Annotated in this window: 12 protein-coding genes; 2 read left to right on the top strand and 10 right to left on the bottom strand. The window is 71.9% G+C overall.

Going from position 1 to position 17,431, the window contains the following annotated elements; translation table 11 throughout:
- Positions 1-9 precede the first annotated feature (9 nt).
- On the bottom strand, positions 10-1,677 hold the full coding sequence (locus ACFY2B_RS04310; RefSeq protein WP_390761615.1) for an ATP-binding protein: 1,668 nt from the start codon (positions 1,675-1,677) through the stop codon (positions 10-12).
- A 456-nt stretch (positions 1,678-2,133) separates the two neighbouring features.
- Here ACFY2B_RS04310 and ACFY2B_RS04305 point away from each other — a divergent pair, with 456 nt between their 5' ends.
- Positions 2,134-3,153 carry a helix-turn-helix domain-containing protein gene (locus tag ACFY2B_RS04305; protein WP_390761614.1) on the top strand — a complete coding sequence of 340 codons (1,020 nt, stop codon included), beginning with the start codon at positions 2,134-2,136 and terminating at the stop codon, positions 3,151-3,153.
- 143 nt (positions 3,154-3,296) lie between these two features.
- Here ACFY2B_RS04305 and ACFY2B_RS04300 read toward each other — a convergent pair whose 3' ends face one another.
- The 8 genes from ACFY2B_RS04300 to ACFY2B_RS04265 form a co-directional block, all read right to left on the bottom strand.
- On the bottom strand, positions 3,297-4,865 hold the full coding sequence (locus ACFY2B_RS04300; RefSeq protein WP_390761613.1) for a hypothetical protein: 1,569 nt from the start codon (positions 4,863-4,865) through the stop codon (positions 3,297-3,299).
- Positions 4,866-4,883: 18 nt separating this feature from the next.
- Positions 4,884-5,162 (bottom strand): hypothetical protein, encoded by a 279-nt coding sequence (locus ACFY2B_RS04295; protein ID WP_390761612.1) that lies wholly within the window; start codon positions 5,160-5,162, stop codon positions 4,884-4,886.
- A 182-nt stretch (positions 5,163-5,344) separates the two neighbouring features.
- A complete protein-coding gene (locus ACFY2B_RS04290; protein ID WP_390761611.1) occupies positions 5,345-7,030 on the bottom strand; it encodes a protein kinase in 1,686 nt (561 codons plus the stop codon).
- A 34-nt stretch (positions 7,031-7,064) separates the two neighbouring features.
- Positions 7,065-7,343: a hypothetical protein gene (locus ACFY2B_RS04285; RefSeq protein ID WP_376527270.1), complete on the bottom strand. Its 279-nt coding sequence runs from the start codon at positions 7,341-7,343 to the stop codon at positions 7,065-7,067.
- A gap of 125 nt (positions 7,344-7,468) precedes the next feature.
- The gene (locus ACFY2B_RS04280; RefSeq protein WP_390761610.1) at positions 7,469-11,716 is read right to left on the bottom strand and encodes an FtsK/SpoIIIE domain-containing protein; all 4,248 of its coding nucleotides are present in this window, start codon (positions 11,714-11,716) and stop codon (positions 7,469-7,471) included.
- A 605-nt stretch (positions 11,717-12,321) separates the two neighbouring features.
- Complete coding sequence (locus ACFY2B_RS04275) at positions 12,322-12,858, bottom strand: TerD family protein (protein ID WP_390761609.1); 537 nt, start codon at positions 12,856-12,858, stop codon at positions 12,322-12,324.
- A 504-nt stretch (positions 12,859-13,362) separates the two neighbouring features.
- On the bottom strand, positions 13,363-13,905 hold the full coding sequence (locus tag ACFY2B_RS04270; protein WP_390761608.1) for a GNAT family N-acetyltransferase: 543 nt from the start codon (positions 13,903-13,905) through the stop codon (positions 13,363-13,365).
- A 121-nt stretch (positions 13,906-14,026) separates the two neighbouring features.
- Positions 14,027-14,590 carry an NADPH-dependent FMN reductase gene (locus ACFY2B_RS04265; protein WP_390761607.1) on the bottom strand — a complete coding sequence of 188 codons (564 nt, stop codon included), beginning with the start codon at positions 14,588-14,590 and terminating at the stop codon, positions 14,027-14,029.
- A gap of 221 nt (positions 14,591-14,811) precedes the next feature.
- On the opposite strand from ACFY2B_RS04265, the gene ACFY2B_RS04260 reads away from it, so the two are divergent.
- Entirely contained in the window at positions 14,812-15,363 is a 552-nt protein-coding gene (locus tag ACFY2B_RS04260; RefSeq protein WP_390761606.1) for a MarR family winged helix-turn-helix transcriptional regulator, read from the top strand.
- 62 nt (positions 15,364-15,425) lie between these two features.
- Here ACFY2B_RS04260 and ACFY2B_RS04255 read toward each other — a convergent pair whose 3' ends face one another.
- Complete coding sequence (locus ACFY2B_RS04255) at positions 15,426-17,420, bottom strand: phosphocholine-specific phospholipase C (RefSeq protein WP_390761605.1); 1,995 nt, start codon at positions 17,418-17,420, stop codon at positions 15,426-15,428.
- Positions 17,421-17,431 lie beyond the last annotated feature (11 nt).

The raw sequence follows: 17,431 nt of genomic DNA, 5'->3' as shown, positions 1-17,431 counted from the left end.
CGAGCGTGGTCATCGCCCAGGCGGTGGCGTACGGGCGGGCCCCCAGACCGGGGACGGCCTGCCGGAGTTCGGCGGCGGCCTGCTGGAGTTCGGCGGCGGCGGACGCGTAGTCGCCGAGGTCGATGAAGATCCTGGCGAGCTGGCCGCGCACCTCGGCGTGGTCGTCCGGGCTGAGCCGGCCGCTTTCCAGCGTGGCACGGAGCGTCTCCAGCACCTCGCGGTGGCGCGTATACCCGGTGAACGAGTGCAGCGGCATCTTCTGCACCAGCGGCGCGACGCTCTCGGCCGGCAGCCCGGGTCGGTGATGAGCCGGTGGAGGAGGTTGACCGCGGCGAGGTGGTCGCCCGACTCCAGCGCGAGATCCGCTGCCTGCCGGGCATACGCGCGCCAGCGGGCGGTGTCGCCCGCGGCCCCCGAATGGTGCGCGATCCGGGCCGCGTTCGGTGCGCGCTCGCCCTCCAGGACGGCGACGGCGGCCCGGTGCGCCGCGACCCGTTCGGCCGCTGGGGCCGCGTCGTACACCGCACGGGCGGCCAGGGCGTGCCGGAAGGCGACCCGCCCGCCCCGGTCCTCGACGAGCAGACCGGACGCGACCGCCTGCGCGACGGCCGTCTCCGCACCGGGTGAGGCGAGTCCGCCGACCCGGCCGAGGACCGTCGGTTGTGCCCCTTCCCCGAGGACGGCGGCGGCCAGCAGGATCCGCCGGCTGTCGGCACCCAGCCGGGCGGCCCGTTCGGTGACGGCGTCGCGGATGGTGGGGGGTACGGCGATCTCGTCCAGGGTGCGCCGCGCCCATTCCCCGTTGCGCCGCACGATGTCGGCGCGGTCGTGCAGCAGCCGGACGCACTCCTCCAGCGCGAGCGGCAGCCCCTCCGTGCGCTCGTGGAGGAACGCGGCGAAGGCGGGCGAGACGTGCTCGTCGTCCAGCATCGACGAGATCAGGTGCGCGGTGGCGTCGACGGTGAGGCTGCCCAGGGTGACGCGCGCGTGCGCGACTCCGGCGGCGGGCCGGGACGACAGGCGCAGCAGGAGGGAGTCCGTCGGCACTTCGTCGGGGCGGTAGGTGAGGACGAGGCTGAACGGACGGGGCCTGCGTGCGGCGAGGAAGACAAGGAACTCCAGGGTCGTCTCGTCCGCCCAGTGGATGTCCTCGACGAGCAGGACGTCCACGGCGAGCCGGTCCAGCAGCTCCGCGAGGGCCCGCAGCAGCCGGTGGCGGGCGGCGCCCGCGTCCGGCAGTGTCTCCGGCGCGGGGGGCAGTTCCCGCGACCACTCCGGGAAGAACGGCCGCAGGACACCGGCGAGCGGCGAGAGCCGCAGCCCGGACACCGTGTCGCACGCCTGGCGGACGGCGTCGACCACGGGCCCGAGCGTGAGGGCCGTGCGCAGGGGCAGACAGCCCGCGACGAGGACGCGCGGGCCCTCGGCACCCAGCGCGGTGAGGGCCTCCTGCACCAGGCGGCTCTTGCCCGTGCCCGCCTCGCCCTCGACCAGGACCAGAGCGGGCAGCCACATCAACGCCTCGGTGAGCAGGGCGAGTTCGTCCGCCCGGCCGACCAGGCGCGGCGCCGCGATACGGGGCGTGCCGGGGACGCCGGAGGTCCCGGCCGGGCGGGACGGCGGCGGTGCCCCGTCCGCTTCCGGAGGGTCGTACGCGACCGGAGCCGCCGCGCTCACGGCGGAGGCGGCCCGTCCACGGGGGCCGCCCCGGGGTGTCGACGCGGGTTCGTCCGGTGGACGCGGGGCCACGGTCCCGAGGGGGCCCGGGGGAGGCGTCGCGCGGGCCCGTGGCTTCGGGACGGTCCGTCCGCGTGGGCCGGCCGGTGCTCCTTGGCCCTGCGTCGTCTGTTCCCGCAACCGGGTTCACCCGCTTCCCTGCCTGCGCACGTGTGTAGGGCGGATCATTGTCCGCCGGGATGCGGACCCGGCGCCAGTACGGGCGACGCCCTCACGGGCGATCAGTGGGTTCACTCACGGTTCGCCGGGGCGGCGTAGGTCCGCCGGAACGACCGCCGACCTCCCGGCAGCCGTCGGTAACCTTGCTCGGCAGAGTCCCGTCCGACGAACGGGGCGTCGTCGACAGGGAAGTCATCGGGGGGCAGGATGGGTTGGGCCGAGCTGTATTCCACGGACGTGCCGAAGGCGGAAAGGTTCGACTGGTGGTGCGACCGGGTGAGGCAGGACCTTCCGCCCGTCCACATCTTCTGTGACGAGCAGGACGACTTCCGGGCGTCGACCGCCGCGTTACCCCTCGGGCCCGTGAACCTGTCGGTGCTGTCGTTCCCGACGCTGGCTTCGGCGCGCACCGCGCGGTTGATCCGGCAGTCCGATCCCCAGTTGTGGGAGCTGGCCTACGTGGCCAGCGGCATCATGGTGGTGGACCAGGAACGCAGCCGGGCCCAGGTCCAGGCCGGTGACCTGCTGCTGTACGACACGTCGCGGCCCTTCGAGATGCGCATGCCGGAAGGCGCCCGGATCATCCTTCTCCACCTGCCCAAACACGTGGTACCGCTGCCGGACCGGTCGATACGGGAGCTGTTGTCGCGCAGGCTTCCCGCGCAGGGCAGCGGCGCCCTGCTCGCGGACTTCCTGCAAGGGCTGGCGAGTGGCCGGTGGACCGGGCTGGAGGCCGAGCGACTGGGGTCGGCCGCGGTCCAACTCGTCTGCGCCTTTCTCGGCGCCCTCGCGGAACGGGAGAATCTCCTACCGCCCGAGACCCGGCAGGCCGTGCTGCTGCGCGAGGTGAAAGCCTTCATCGAGGCGCACCTGATGGATCCCGGCCTGTCACCGCAGACAGTCGCGAACGCCCACTGCATCTCGGTGCGCTACCTGCATCATCTCTTCCGCGGGGAGAAGCAGACCGTGGGCACCTTCATCCGGGAACTCCGACTGGACCGGTGCCGGGCCGATCTGGCGCAGCCCGGTCTTGCGCACCGCCCCGTCGGGGCGATCGGCGCACGGTGGGGGTTCGCGGACGCGGCGGCGTTCAACCGGGCCTTCAAGGTCGCGTTCGGGATGCCTCCTGGTGAATACCGCAGGTGGCTGGGGACGTACGGCGCGGGGCAGCTGACCGTGGGTGAGCAGCGTCGAGGAGGCGGCGGTGCCGTCCCCCTCGAAAGGGGCACACCGCAGATCGTTCCGTCGGACCGCTGAGCCGGCCGGGACGGCGCGGTCGCCTGCTCGTGCGCGGAGTTCATGGACGAGCAGGCCACCACCGCGGCCCGCTCATCCTCACCTCGCCCCTTCGTGGCCGGTGTCCGAGCCAGGGCCCCACGGTCCCGGCGGGCCCACCGCTCTCACCCGTACGACGGCTTGTAGTCCGGGCTGGCGAGGGGCTTGAACGCCGCTTCCAGTTCCTCGGACTTGTACGCGTCCAGCAACTCCTGCACATGAGCCCCGTTCTTGCCGCCCACGGTGTACTTGTTCAGGTCACCGGAGAGCACCTCCCGCATGGTCCTCTCGTCGGTCTTCGCGTCACCGGTGAGGTGAACCAAGCGGCCCGAAGAGTCCCGGAGCTGGTTACGCACCGCCAGCAGGGCGAGGGTCTGGGCGAAGCCCCCGGCGGCGAGCTTCATGTTCGCCTGGTCGGCGTCGGGATGCTTGCCTTCCGAGAGGCCGAGGTTCTCAAGGATCGGGTCGTTCGCCGAGACCGCGCTCTGCACGGCGCCCACCGCCGCCGAGAACGCGATCTTGGCAGCCCATGCTTCCGGTTCCAGGAAACCGACCACCACGAACGCCGCGTTCACATAGCCGCCCTGGATCATGCTCTTCATGAGTTCGTCATCAGGGTGTGCGTCATGCAGCGCCTTGAGGAAGAGCGCCACGTCCTCACCGTTCTGCCCGCCCGTGACCCGCTCCCACTCCTCCACACCCTCGCGGGAGAAGTCGGTCGGCGCCGAGATGCCGTTCAGCAGGCCCGCGCCGTAGAACGCCCGCACCGGATCCAGCAATTTCTTCCAGTCGCTGTTCTTCAGCTTCGGCGCCCCGCTCCCGAACAGCCCGAGCGACACCCTGTGCATGAGGTCACGAGCCGCCTCCGGGGAGTGCTCCTGGTTCATCGCGGTCTGGAGGATCGTCATCACCTTGAGGCTGAACTGCCGATCCCCGTAGAACATCTCGCGCACCTCGGCCGGCGTGAGGGCCTTCGCGAGCTGGTAGGACGCTGCCGGATGTGCCGCGAAGGCGTCGAGCAACTGGGCCTTCTGCTCGCTGGTCATCCGGTACAACGGGCTGGTGGGGCTCTCCGGGCCCCCGACGACCGCCGGGATCCCGATGCGGGCCGCGACCATCGCGGTGGTGCGCGGGCTGACGGCGCCGCTGGAGTACGCGCTGACCAGAGCCGGGATACCGCCGAGCGCCAGCACCGTGGTGAGATGCGGCTGGAGCGTCAGCGCGTTGAAGAACCCGGCGCAGAAATAGGGGTCGTCGGCGTGCTTGGCGAGTTCCTCGACGATCGGCCGAGCGGCGTCGGGATTGTCGCGGTCGCCGACGTCCTGTAGCGGTGTCAGCCTGGCGGCCAGCGCGGCACCCTCCTTCATCTTCGCCTGGTTCTGCCGCAGCAGTTGGTTGTAGGCCGTGTCGACGTCCGATTCAGTCGCCCTGACCAGTCCGCCGGACCCCAGTGCGCTGCCGTGCTGGGTCTGCTGGAACGCCCGCGCCACATCGTGCACGTCCCGGTCGGTGTAGTAGGCCCGAGAGATCGCCACCGCCACATCGGCGTCCAGCGCGACGCAGGGGTGACCGGTGTTCTGGTACGCCAGCAGCGCGGGGGTCAGTACGCTGCTGACCCAGTTCTGGAACTCCTGGGCGGCTGCGGTGCAGGTCGCGGAGTACTTGATGAGGTTCTCGGGAATCGCCGACACCATGGAGAGGGAACTTTCTCGTCAGTGGAGGGGTTTCTGGGTTTCGGCCAGGGTCTGGGCGACCGTCCGCTGGAAAGAGGCCGCGGCTTCCTTCAGGCCGACCAGCGCGTCATGCTGGCTCTTGAAGTCGGAGTCGAAATTCTCCCGTTTCTTCCCCTGCCAGTTGACGCTCTGCGAAGAACCGAGCAGCGCCTTCCGCTGGTCGGTACGGAGCTGGAGGAACTTGTCCAGCCTCGCGTTGAGCTGGGTCAGCTGCCGGTCGAGCCAGTCGGCAGCTCGCGCTTCCGTGGTCTGCGACATTCGCCTCTTCTCCTTGTGGAGGTCCGTTGTCCTGAAGGCCGGTAGTAGTGAAGGTCGTTGTCGTGAAAGCCGGTCGTAGCGAGGGCCGCCCTCGTGAAAGCCGGTAGTAGTGAAGGCCGGTGATGGGTGATCGGTGTCGCGGGGGCGCCTTGGTCCACGCCCGCGGGCCGCGCGCGTCCGCCTCAGCCACGGAGCGCCGGCCAGGTCTGCACGCCCACCTGGCCGTCGACCCGCAGGCCGTTGCGCTGCTGGAACCGTTTGACGGCGGCGCGCGTGTCGTCGCCGAACTGGCCGTCGACGCCGCCCGCGCCGATGTCGTACCCGCGTTTTTGCAGGATGCACTGGACTTCGCTGACCCGCTTGCCGCGATCGCCGTACTGCGTGAGCGCGGAGCCCGAGTAGAAGGTGCAGGACTTCCAGGGCTCGCTCTTGGACGCCGGTGCCGACGGGTGCGTCGGCCCGGCAGTGACGATCTTGGTGGGTGGCGGTTCGGGTTGCTGCTGCGGCGCGGTGGGCCGGCCGTTCACGTCGCCGCCCGGGTCGCCGGGCTCGTGCGGAGCCACCCGCGGGGTGGTGTCCGATGCCGGGCGCGACGGGTGCGGGGCAGGGTGCTTCTTCGGCGCGTGGCCGGGCGGCGCGGAGGGCGACGCGTCGGGCGGGACGGACGTGGCGACCGCCACGTTCGCCCCCTCGCCGCGGGAGGGCCCGTGGCCGGGTACGACGAAGGCGACCACGGCGGCGGCCGCGGCGACGACGACGGCCAGCGCCGCGCCGACCGCCAGGCCGCGCCGCCGCCCGGGAGCCTCCTGCTTGAGCGTACGGACCGGTGCGCCCCGCCGCAGGACCGTCAACTGGTCCACGGGCGAGACGGCGGCGGTCCGCCCGCTCCACGCCGCGCGCCCCCCGATCACCTCGGCGACCGGCCCCGGCCACTCCCGTGCCGGGTCCCGCTCCCGCGCCTCGTCGACGATCTGCCGGGGAGACGGCCGGGCGGCCGGGTCCTTGTCCAGACAGCGGCGTACGAGGTCGGCGAGGGCCGGGGCGCTCTCCGCCACCCGGTCCACCACGTCCGCGCTCGGCGGCTCGTAGATCAGCCGGTGGATGACGTCACCGGTCGACCCCTCGCCGAACGGCGCCCGGCCGGACGCCGTGAGCGCGAGCAGCGAGCCGAGCGAGAACACGTCCGAGGCGTTGCCGACCGGCCGGCCGCTCGCCTGCTCGGGGGACATGTACGCCGGGGTGCCGACGTGCTGGCCCGTCATGGTCAGCGTGCTGGTGTCGGCGGTGTGGGCCACCCCGAAGTCGATGACCCGGGCCCCGTCCACGCCCAGCAGGACGTTGGACGGCTTGAGGTCGCGGTGGACGATTCCGGCGGCGGCGATGGTGGCGAGCGCCTGCCCGACCTCGACCGCCAGCCGCCACACCACGGGCGCGGGCAGCGGACCGTGGCGGCGCACCGCGTCGTCGAGGCTGAGTCCGGGGACGTAGGCCGTCGCCATCCACAGGTGCTCGTCCTCGTCGAACCCCGAGCCCAGCAGCCCCGCGGTGTACCGGTCGTGCACCCGCCCCACCGTCTCGACCTCACGCTCGAAGCGGCGGCGGAACCGCGGGTCCTCGGCGTACTCCGGCCTGATCACCTTGACGGCCACCAGGTCCCGGGCCGTGTACGCCGCCGGCTGCGACTCGTCCGCGGCCACGGCCCGGCCGAGGAAGAGCCGTCCCATCCCCCCGCTGCCCAGCCGGGCCAGTACCCGGTAGGGGCCGATCGTCACCGGGTCCGTCCGGCGGAGCGGTTCGGCGGCGAGCCGGCCGAGGTCGTCGGCGGTCAGCTCGCCGGTCCATGGGTGGACTTGTTCGGTGTCAGGCATGGAGTTCCCGCTCAGTTCCTGCTCGTGTCCCCGGTCACGCGCCACCGGCGTGCGAGATGTTGGTGAGGATCTTCTGCACCTGCTGCTGCAACTGCTCCAGCGACGACTTCATCCGGTCCAGGTCCCCCTTGGCCTGCGGCCACACCTCTCCCCGGAACTTCTGGGCGAGCGGCCCGTCCCAGTGGTTGGGGTCGCTGAGCTGCGTGCCGTGGCCGTTCAGCTGCTGGATGAGGCCGGGGAGCTGGTTGTTGATGAGGCTCAGCATCTTGCTGGCCTCCGCGTGCGCGAAGTCGGTCGACTTTACTGTTGTCATGTTCTGTCCACTCCCGGGTTTCCCCGATGCTCTGTGACTTGCTCTGATCCTTTCGGCCGGGTGGCGGGGTGTCATTGGCGGTGAGCGCAGTGCCCTTGGCTTCCCGCGCACCACCGGTGCCCCGGTCACCGCGCCAACTGCACCCCGCCCGCCACCCCGTCGACCACCAGGTAGCCCCGCCCGGGGAGCGCGGCCATACGGTCGTGGCGGGGCAGCGCCGCGCCGAGGAGGTCGCCGTCGAGATCGTGGTCGGGGGCCAGGAGGACCCCGCAGCGGCTGTCCCGGGCGGGTTGCGTCCAGTGGCCGTAGAGGCGGCGCAGGGCGTCGGCGCGGCCGGCGGCGACGAGGTGCCTGCCGGGGCCGGCCGCCGACAGCCACCGCTCCAGCGCACCGGTCTCGTCCTCGACCGTGTCGGCGTCGTCGACCAGGAGGAGCGTGGGGCCGGAACAACCTGACAGGGCCTGCGCCAGGGCGTCGTAGGCGGTGACCACCGTGCGGGCCGGGCCCGGCGGGAGGTCACGCAGCGGGGACCGGCGCGGGGCGTACGCGATGACGTGGGGCGGCGCCTGTGCCGCGGCGGCCAGCCGGGCGAGGGCGCACAGCGCCGTGGAGCGTCCGGAGCGCTGCGGTCCGGCGATCAGGGCGTGCTCGTGTTCGTACAGCCGCAGCCACGCACAGCCCAGCGTGGCGTCGTCCAGGCCGACGGGAATCTCCCAGGGGTCGGACCCGGTCCGGGCGGACGCCCCGAGCGCGGTCAGCTCGACGTCCGGGGGGAGCAGGCCGATCCGGGGCGCGGTGGCGGGCGTGTCCGGCCGGCGTGCGGCGACAGCGGCGACCGCCGCCGCCAGGTCCTCGCCCGGCCAGCCCAGCTGGATCACCTGGCGGTTGGCGGCCACCAGCGCCCGGCCCGGTACGTAGCCGGGGACCGAGCCGCGCGGCAGGTCGAAGTACCCGTACTCACCCGGGTCGGCGAGCCGCATCAGCAGCTTCGCCTGGGTGAGCGCCGCCCACGCCGACGGCACCGCGCCCGCCCGGTCGGCGGTGACGGCGAACCGGATGCCCACCGCCGGACCGTCGGCGTAGACCCGGGCCAGATCGTCGACGAGGTTCATCCCGGCCATGTCCTTGTCGAAGTCCGACAGCAACGCGCCGATGTTGTCCAGCAGTACCAGCCAGTTGGGCGGCTGCCCGGGGCCGTGCGCCTTGCGTGCGTCCAGCTCGCGCCGCAGCAGCCTGATCAGGCGGACCTGGCGTTCCCGCTCGGCGGCCCCGATGTGGGCGCCGGTGTGCGGCAGAGCGGCGAGCGGGGCGAGGTCGCCCGCGCCCATGTCCAGTGCGAAGAGGTGCAGCCGGTCGGACGGCACGGCCCCGGCGAGGGAGAGGGCGAGCGAGGTGAGCGCGGTGGAGGTGCCGGAACCGCCGGAGCCGTAGACCAGGAGGTTGCCCGCCGCCGGGTCCCAGCCGACCGCGTACTGCCGCTGCCGGTCGGGGTCGTCGGCGAGCGCCCACGCGGGCAGCCCGGAGGCGTCGGTGTGCAGGCCGCGCTCGGCGACGGCGGGCAGTTCGGCGGTACGCAGCACGGCCGGCAGCGGTTCGGGCCAGGGCCGCCGGGGCGGCGCGAACCCCGCGAGCCCCGCGGCCTCCCTGGCCGCCGCGACCAGCCGCCGCAGGTCCGACTCGCCGTCCCCGCCCGCGGCGGCCGGTTCCCCGGCCCCCGTCCCCAGCCGGAACGGGGCCACCGTGACCGGCGCGGTCACCTCCGCGTGCGGGGTGACGCCGGTGGACAGCGCCGTCTGCACCGGCAGCACCTCACGGGCGGAGAGCCGGTAATAGGCGCGTCCCCACTGCCGGGTGCCGATGCCGGCCGCGGCCGGGTCGTCGATGACGTCCAGCGAATCGGTGGTGGACTCCAGGCGCAGCGCGATACGCAGTTTGACGTTGTTCTTGATGGCGTCGTTGACCGACCCGGCGGGCCGCTGCGTGGCCATGATCAGGTGCACGCCCAGGCTGCGCCCGCGTTGCGCGATGGAGACCAGCGCGTCCACGAACTCCGGCAGCGCCTTGACCAGGGTCGCGAACTCGTCGATCACCACCGCGAGGCGGGGCATCGGCTCCAGATCGCCGCGCCCGCCGTCGCGCATCCGCTGGTAGTCGCGGATGTGACCGAGCCCCACCTCGCGCAGCAGCCGCTCCCGGTGGTGGATCTCGGCCTCCAGACAGCGCAGGGCACGCTCGCTCAGCTGCTCGTCGAGATCGGTGACGAGACCCACCGTGTGGGGCAGTTCGGCGCACTCGTCCAGCGCGCCGCCGCCCTTGTAGTCGACGAGGGCGAAGGTCAGGTGCTCGGGATCGGCGTCGATCGCCATGCTCGCGATGAGCGTGCGCAGCAGCTCGCTCTTGCCGGAGCCGGTGGTGCCGGCGATCAGCGCGTGCGGGCCGTCGTCGTCGAGGTCCACGGTGAACAGGTCGCGTTCGCCGACGCCGAGCACTGCGCCGACCCGCAGCGCCGGCACGCGCTTCTTCCACCCGTCGCCGACGGCGGCCCCGCTGACGCTCTCCAGACCGAGCAGCGGCAGCAGCGAGACGCGGTCGGGCAACCCGGCGCCCTCCACCCGCAGTTCGGGGTCCTCGAAGCGGGCCAGCGCCCGTGCGGTTGCCTGCGCGTCGCCCACCGGCATGCCGTTGAACAGCACGTCCTCGACGACCTCGCCGGACGCCACCCCGCGGACGGTCCCGGTGCCCGCGGCCGAGGCGGTGACCACGGTGGTGCACAGCGCGGGCAGCCGGTTCGTCAGGACGACACCCCCGCACGCCGCGGCCCCGCCGGAGTGTCCGGCCAGCAGGTCGCGCAACGGGCAGGGCCGCCCTTCGAGCAGCGTCGCGCCGTCCACGACCACCAGCAGCACCGGGCCGCCGCCGGCTTCCCCCGTCCCGCGCTCGGGCCCGGCCGGTGCGGCGGCGGCCAGGGCGCGGGCGAGTGCGTCGGACTGCTCGGGGCCCACGGCCACCAGCCGGGTGCTGCCCGACCGGGTGTCGGCGCCGTGCGGCAGCCACTTCGTCCAGTCCCAGTCGGCGAGCCGGTCCGCGTCGGCGAAGACGGCGAGCCGCACGTCGGCCGGGCCGCTGCCGGTCACCGCCTGGCACAGCAGCGACCTGGCCACCGCCAGGCACGCGCGCCGGTCCCCCTCCAGCCCCACCGCCTCGCCCGCCGCGACCCCCACGACCAGGGGCACCTGCGGCAGTACGTTTCTGGCGCCCAGGATCCCGGCCGTCTCCGGGGCGGGATCGGACGAACCGTCGTCCAGCGGCGGGCTCCAGGGCAGGTCGGCGTGGCCGACGACCGTCCGCAGGAAGTCGGGCGCACCGGGGCGGCGTTCCCACAGCGCGACGCCCGGCGCGGTGGCCCGGTACACCACCTCGGCCGGGTCGGGGTGGGCGGCGCGGCGCGTACGGGTCTCGGCGGCGTGCCGGGCTGTCACCTCGCGGGTGAACTCCGCCAGCCGGGCGGCGTGGTCGCGGGTGCCGCGCCGGAGCCGGAAACGGCCGCGCAGCCGGTCCTCGAAGAAGTTGCCGAGGAACATCAGCGGGGTGAGCGCCGCGATGGCCGCGTACCGGATGTCCTTGGTGAGAGCGACGATCGCCCCGGCCATCACCAGCGGGCCGAGCATGCTGGAGACACTGAACGGCGCCTTCTCCGCACGTCGGCGCGCGACCGGGACGGCGATCCGCGGTGACTGCGCGGGACGGCCGCCGCGCGGGGCGCGGTTGAAGGGCAGGGTGCCGCCCGGGCCGACCTCACGGACGGCGTTGACAAGCTGGACGGGGCCCAGACGATCGGGCGGCAGCACCCGCAGCAGCACCTCGCCACCGAGGGAGACCAGGTCCTCGGGGCCCACCCGGGTGCCGCCGCCCTGCGCGGTGACGCGCTCTGAGCCGACGTCGGTGCCGTTGACCGACCCCAGGTCGGAGACGCGCACCCCGCCGTCCGGCGCCACCTCGAACGCGGCGTGGGTCCGCGACACCCCCGTGGCTACCACCCGTACGTCCGCCTCGGCACCCCGCCCGACGACCGTCGTCCCCACCCCGAGCGGGACGCTGCGTCCCGCCTCCAGGCCGCCGACCACCCGCAGCACGGCCGCCGGACTGCGCGGCGGAGGAGCCGCGGTGCCCCAGCCGGCCCTGGCCACCCGTGCCCCGTGCACCAGGCCGGACTCGTTCAACGGCGTCTCCGGCGGCGCGATCCGCCCGTCGACGCTCAGTTCGGCCGGGGACAGACCGAGAGCATCCGCGAGGTCGGCCAGAGTCGCGTCGGGACGGCCGATCCGCAACTCCAGTTCACTCTCGGACGTGCCGTCGGCGTAGACGATCCGCACAGCGCTGTGCCTTTCCTACCGCGTCTTTTAGTTACGACTGGGGTGCCAAGGCTGCTGCGCGGCGACACGGGCCGCATTGGCCTGGCGCGCAGAACCCTTGGCGGAGGACGCAGAGTTTTGGCGGGTGGCGTGCGCTGGGCGGTGGGTGGTGAGCGGCGGGTGACGGCCGGGGTGGTGGGCGGCCGCGCGCGGCTCGGCGACGGTCGGCCGTCGGATCGGGGCTGGACCGCCATGGCCGCGGCGTCGGGTCGGCGTTGGAACGGCCTCGGCGCGGCGTGGCGGACGGGATCCGTGGGCGTGCCGGCGTAGGTCGGGGGCCTTGCGGCCGTTCATGCCGTGCCGAACCGGCCGAGGACGGAGGGCTCTTGCTACGGGGCGGGGCGGTATGTCTGCTGACGGTGTACGGCTGGGAAGGCGAGCCGGCCGGCTGGTCGTCGTGATCGACTCTGAGCGGACCGGCCATCGCTCGTGCGGGAGGCCGTCATGGACCCTGGCGTGCAGCGGGCATCCGGGTGCTGGGCTTCTTCAGCTCCAGCACGCGGAGCCGGCGTCCGTCGGATCGAAGTCGCCCCTGGTACGAGCCTTGGACCGGAGGCTCGTTGAGGTCAGGCGGAGCGGGAGAAGGTACCCATCTCGGAGATGAAGGTTTCTGGTTCGCTGTCGGATCCGCGGATCATCTCGTGCATTTCCCACTCGCCGGCGTCGTTCCTGGCGAACTCCGCGACCGTTGTGGCTCTGGCCACTGCTACGCCCGAGAAGTCGTCGGCGAGCAGTTCCTGGTGGCCCTCGACGATCACCACTCCTGCGTTCGACATGTCACCGAAGGTCCGGGGGTCGGGCTCCTGGTGGATGACCACGCCCGCCACCACCCGTGCGTAGGCGCTGGACAGGCGGTCGAATTCGAGGGACATCACCTCGACGAACCCGAAGCCCATGCCGGTCTGGCTGTGGCGGTTCATGTTGATCGTGCCGTCGGGCGAGCGGCTGTCGTAGTGCACGACGTACGCCGGTCTGCCGAACGGATCGTCCACGGAGTAGGTCGCGGCGACGATGTCGAGGTGGCGCGGGGACTCGCCCAGCGGGCTCGGGTCCCATTTCAGCCGTATCTCGACCTTCCCCGGCCCCCTGCCGACGACCTTCACCGGCTCTCCCCTCCCGTGTTTCCACTCACCGTGCAGGACTTGCGCAGGTCCTTAAGTATGTTCTCTGACCTGCCTCTTGATGCCACCTTAACGCCAACGATCCGGTGAGGGGGAGTGGTTCGTCGACACTGGTGTAGAAGAACATGCTGGTGTAGAAGAACATGAGGGAAGGCAGTCGCGGCCGTGCTGAACCGTGCCGGCGTTGCGGACGCCGAGTTGCGGTCCGTGGCCCGGCTCGCCTGCACCACGGTGGCGGACACGCTCGCCCGGACGGCATCCGAAGACGTCGCCCCAGGCTGACGTGGACGGCTCCGCCGGAACTCGGCCTGTCGGCGGGCACCTCGTGCACGGCGGCGTCCAAGGATTCCGTGCCGGGCGGCGGGAGCAAGGAACCGGGAACTGGGAAGGGCAATGGTGCGCTCAACCGCCGAGCGACGGCGGGGCGGCAGGGACCTTCGCGTCTCGACAGGTCCTCGGCCCCGCCCTTGGACCTCGGGCGGCAGCCTAGGCGCTCGGGTCCGGCTTCCAGTCCTGGGCGAGGAGCCCGAGCAGTACCTCGTCCAGGAACTCGCCCATCACCCAGGCCGAGGAGCGCAGCACACCCTCGCGGACGAAGCCGTTGCGCTCGGCGGAGCGCAGCATCGCGGCGTTGTCCGACAGGGTCTCTATCTGGAGCCGATGCAGGCCGCGTACGACGAAACCGTAGTGGCACAGCACCGCGACCACGTCGGTGCCGTAGCCCTTGCCGCGGCAGGACGGCAGCAGTCCCAGCCCGATGTGCGCGGACCGGCTGTGGGTGTCGATGCCCCACAGCGTCGCGGTGCCGACCAGCGTGCCGCCCGCCAGCTCCACCACGGAGAACGGGACGCTCCCCTGCTCCTTGTCGTCCACCACGAGCCGTGGATCCTTCGAACCGGGGCTGACCGGCCGCCATGGTCCGCTTTCGGCCCGCGACGCGTTGACCACGTCGTCGTAGAGTTCGGCCCGCAGGACCGGGATGTCGTCCTCGTACCGGGCCCTGAGCCCGACCTTGCTGCCTCTTAGCATCCAAGCTTCCTACCCGACCGGGCCGGCGGCGGCAATGGAATAAGCGCTCGTTGCGGCTGCGGTCGGCCGGCCGCCGGGTGCTTGCGACACCCGGCGGCCGGCCGATGCGAGCGGGGGCGCGTCAGTGCCTGATGGCCTTCAGTGCGCCGGCCCAGGATTCGAGCTGGGTGAACAGGGTGACAGCCGCGTCGTCGTGGTGGGCTCCCGGCTTGAACACGGAGTAGTTCTCGAAGTCGGTGATCAGCGAGAACGACAGCTGCTGGCGCACGTGGGCGAGCTGCAGTTCGCTCGAAATCGCCCGCAGGTGCTCGATCGCGCGGGCTCCGCCGAGCCCACCGTAGGAGACGAAGGCCGCCGCCTTGTTGTTCCACTCGGCGTAGAGGTAGTCGATCGCGTTCTTCAGCACGCCGGAGATGGAGTGGTTGTACTCCGGAGTGACGAAGACGTATCCGTCGAACTCACTGATCTTGGCGGCCCATGCCTTCGTGTGCTCGCCGGCATAGGCGCCCATGGACGGCGGAACCGGCTCGTCCAGGTGGGGCAGCGGGTAGTCGGCCAGGTCGATCAGCTCGTAGTCGGCGTCGGTACGCTCCTTCGCCTTGGCCAGGACCCAGTCCGCCACCGCTTTGCCGTTACGGCCGGGGCGGGTGCTGCCCAGGATGATAGCGAGCTTCAGATTGCTCATAGCTGTTCCCTCCGACGCTGATCCACAGCATCACTTGAATCTTCATGCGTGACCCTAGTGGACTATCACGTGAATCTTCAAGTCAAGCGGGGCGGCTCCGGGCGGCTCGGGACGGCTCCGGACGGCTCGGGGCCCTGGGTGTGTCCTGTGTGGTCGCCGTGCCGGCGCCGGCCGTCGCCGTGCGGGCACGTCGGCGCCTCGGGCGCCATTAGGCTGTGGGTATGTCTGCTCAAGGGGAGGAGCCCGAGGTGGCCGAGCCACGCTGGCTCACTGCTGACCAGCTCGCGGCATGGCGTGGATTCAGTAACCTCGCGCAGCGGCTGCCCATCGCGCTCGAGTGGCAGCTCCAGCGGGACTGGCAGCTCAGCTTCATCGAGTACTACGTGCTGGCGCTCCTGTCCGAACAGCCCGAACACCGCATGCGGATGAGCGAGCTGGCGGCCATGGTCAACTCGGAGCTGTCACGCCTGTCACACATGGTCAGTCGTCTTGAGAAGCGCGGCATCCTGTGCCGCGAGCCCGATCCGTGTGACGGACGTTACACGCACGCGATCCTGACCGACGCCGGCTACGCCTACCTGGCGGAGGCGGCACCCGGGCACGTCCAGCGCGTGCGTGAGCTGTTCATCGACGCCCTCGACCCGGAGGAGCTGCAAACGCTGCGCCGGTGCTCCGAGAAGGTCATCGCCCGTATCGACAGCGCGTCGGAGCAGGGCGGACCGGCGAGCGCCGGCCGGGCGGCCCGACCCGAGGGAAGCACGCCGAACTGCTGAACGCCCTGCGCGTCGGCAGCGGCCCGGTGGCGTCGGCACCACCAGGCCACTGCCTCACGCTGTCAGAGCTTGTGGATCGTTCCGGCGTACCGCTCGGCGAAGCGGGTGCCGGTGGCCGCGGTGACGGTGACGTCGTAGTGGCCCTGGCGGTCGGCGTGCCAGGAGACGGTGGTGCGGGCGCGCGGCCCGACCTGGACGGTCCTGGTGTCGTCGCCGAAATCGTTGGCGGTGAGGGTGAAGGAGACCTCGGTGTCGCCGTCGTTGGTGAGTTTGAGGTCGATCGTGGACTTCTCCGGGTGCCCGGTGTCGCGCAGCTTGGCGGTGACCGAGGGCAGGCCGACGTCGGTCTGGCCGTCGGGGGTGACCGTGCCGGAGAAGCGGGTGACGAATCCGTCGGCGCCGTACACCGAGAAGTCGTACCGGCCGTCGGTGGCGGCGGCGTCCCACTCGTAGGTGCGGGTGCCGCCGGGCTGCACCAGGTACGGGGTGCCGCTGAAGGGCTTGAGGATGTTGGGCAGCACCGTGAAGACGTAGCCGGTGGAGCCCTTGTTGGTCATGGTGCAGGTGACCTTGCCGGTGCGGCGGTCGATCGAGACCTCGGCCCAGGGCCGGTAGGGCAGCGGGCGGTGCGGTCGCTCACCGGATTCCTGCTGGGGCATCGCCTGCCTGCCGTCGGCGGGGGCCTGGACGGGCGGCAGGGAGTGCTGGGCGGTGGCCCGTGCCTTGAGTTCGTCGGTGTCCGGCAGGCGGGGGAGGCTGTAGTCGGGCCTGGTGAAGTCGAAGCAGGTGCTGAGGTCGCCGCAGACGGCGCGGCGCCACGCCGAGATGTTGGGCTCGTGGACGCCGGTGACCAGCTCCAGGAAGCGCAGCACCGATGTGTGGTCGAAGACCTGGGAGTTGACCCAGCCGCCGCGGGACCAGGGCGAGCACACCCACATCGGTACCCGGCTGCCGAGACCGATGGGCTTGCCGTCCACGAACTCGTCCTTGGTGCCGGCCTCCGCGTAGGGCGGCACGACGTGGTCGAAGAACCCGTCGTTCTCGTCGTACATCACCAGGAAGACGGTGTTGCGCCACACGTCGGGGTTGGACATCAGGGACTGGAGGGCCTTGTTGACCCACCAGGCACCCCAGTCCGGTCCGGCGCTGGGGTGTTCGCAGTAGTTGAAGGGAGCGACGAGCCAGGAGACCGTGGGCAGGCTGCCGTCCCGGCAGTCCGCGTCGAAGGCGGTCAGATCGTGCTTCGTCATCGCGTTGACGTGCAGCGGGGAGTCGGCGGGGGCCTCGGCGAACTGCTTGAAGTACGACAGGGCGTTGTCGTCGTAGTCGCCGTTCTCGTTGTCCGAGCCGTCGGGGTTGTGGTAGACGCGCCAGCTGATTCCGGCCTTCTCCAGGCGCTCCGCGTAGGTGGTCCAGTCGCCCACCGGGTTCTCGGTGACGATCGAGTTGTCGGTGAAGGGGCCGGTGGTGCCGTCGGTGCCGGGGCCGGGCGTACCGGTCCACAGGTAGAGGCGGTTGGGGTCGGTGGGGCCGTTCAGCGAGGTGAAGTAGCTGTCGCAGACGGTGAAGGCGTCGGCCAGGGCGTACTGGAAGGGGATGTCCGCACGGGTGAAGTAGCCCATGGTGAAACGGCCCTTGGCGGAGATCCACTGGTTCTGGGCGCCGTTGTTGACCGCCTGGTGGCCGGAGTCCCAGCCGTGGTCGAGACCGCCGAAGTCCTGCGCCTTGTAGGCCGCGGTGTCGAAGCGGAACGGCAGGGAGTAGCCCTCGGCGCGCCCGGCGTCGGGCTGCCGGAAGACGGGATTCCCGCCCGGGAGGACGACGCCCTGCTTGTCGTCGAAGCCGCGGACGCCGTTGAGGGTGCCCAGGTAGTGGTCGAAGCTGCGGTTCTCCTGCATGAGGATCACGACGTGCCGGACGTCGTCGACGGTGCCGTGCCTCGCGGAGGACGCGGCGGACGTCTCGGCGGCCGTGGCCGTGCCGGGCATTCCGAGGGCGGCGGTCGCTCCCGCCGCGGCGGCGGTGCCGACGAAGGTACGGCGGCTGATCGGGGTCATGGATGCGGGTC

It is taken from the genome of Streptomyces sp. NPDC001270, from assembly GCF_042896695.1.
Lineage (GTDB): Bacteria > Actinomycetota > Actinomycetes > Streptomycetales > Streptomycetaceae > Streptomyces.
Note: the sequence above shows the minus strand (reverse complement) of the source record. Positions and strands in the feature narration are given on the sequence as shown.

Bases quoted from the DNA above. Each gene is read 5' to 3' on its own strand.
- ACFY2B_RS04300 (WP_390761613.1), bottom strand. From the start codon at position 4,865: ATGGTGTCGGCGATTCCCGAGAACCTCATCAAGTACTCCGCGACCTGC.
- ACFY2B_RS04295 (WP_390761612.1), bottom strand. From the start codon at position 5,162: ATGTCGCAGACCACGGAAGCGCGAGCTGCCGACTGGCTCGACCGGCAG.
- ACFY2B_RS04290 (WP_390761611.1), bottom strand. From the start codon at position 7,030: ATGCCTGACACCGAACAAGTCCACCCATGGACCGGCGAGCTGACCGCC.
- ACFY2B_RS04285 (WP_376527270.1), bottom strand. From the start codon at position 7,343: ATGACAACAGTAAAGTCGACCGACTTCGCGCACGCGGAGGCCAGCAAG.
- ACFY2B_RS04270 (WP_390761608.1), bottom strand. From the start codon at position 13,905: ATGCTAAGAGGCAGCAAGGTCGGGCTCAGGGCCCGGTACGAGGACGAC.
- ACFY2B_RS04265 (WP_390761607.1), bottom strand. From the start codon at position 14,590: ATGAGCAATCTGAAGCTCGCTATCATCCTGGGCAGCACCCGCCCCGGC.
- ACFY2B_RS04260 (WP_390761606.1), top strand. From the start codon at position 14,812: ATGTCTGCTCAAGGGGAGGAGCCCGAGGTGGCCGAGCCACGCTGGCTC.
- ACFY2B_RS04255 (WP_390761605.1), bottom strand. From the start codon at position 17,420: ATGACCCCGATCAGCCGCCGTACCTTCGTCGGCACCGCCGCCGCGGCG.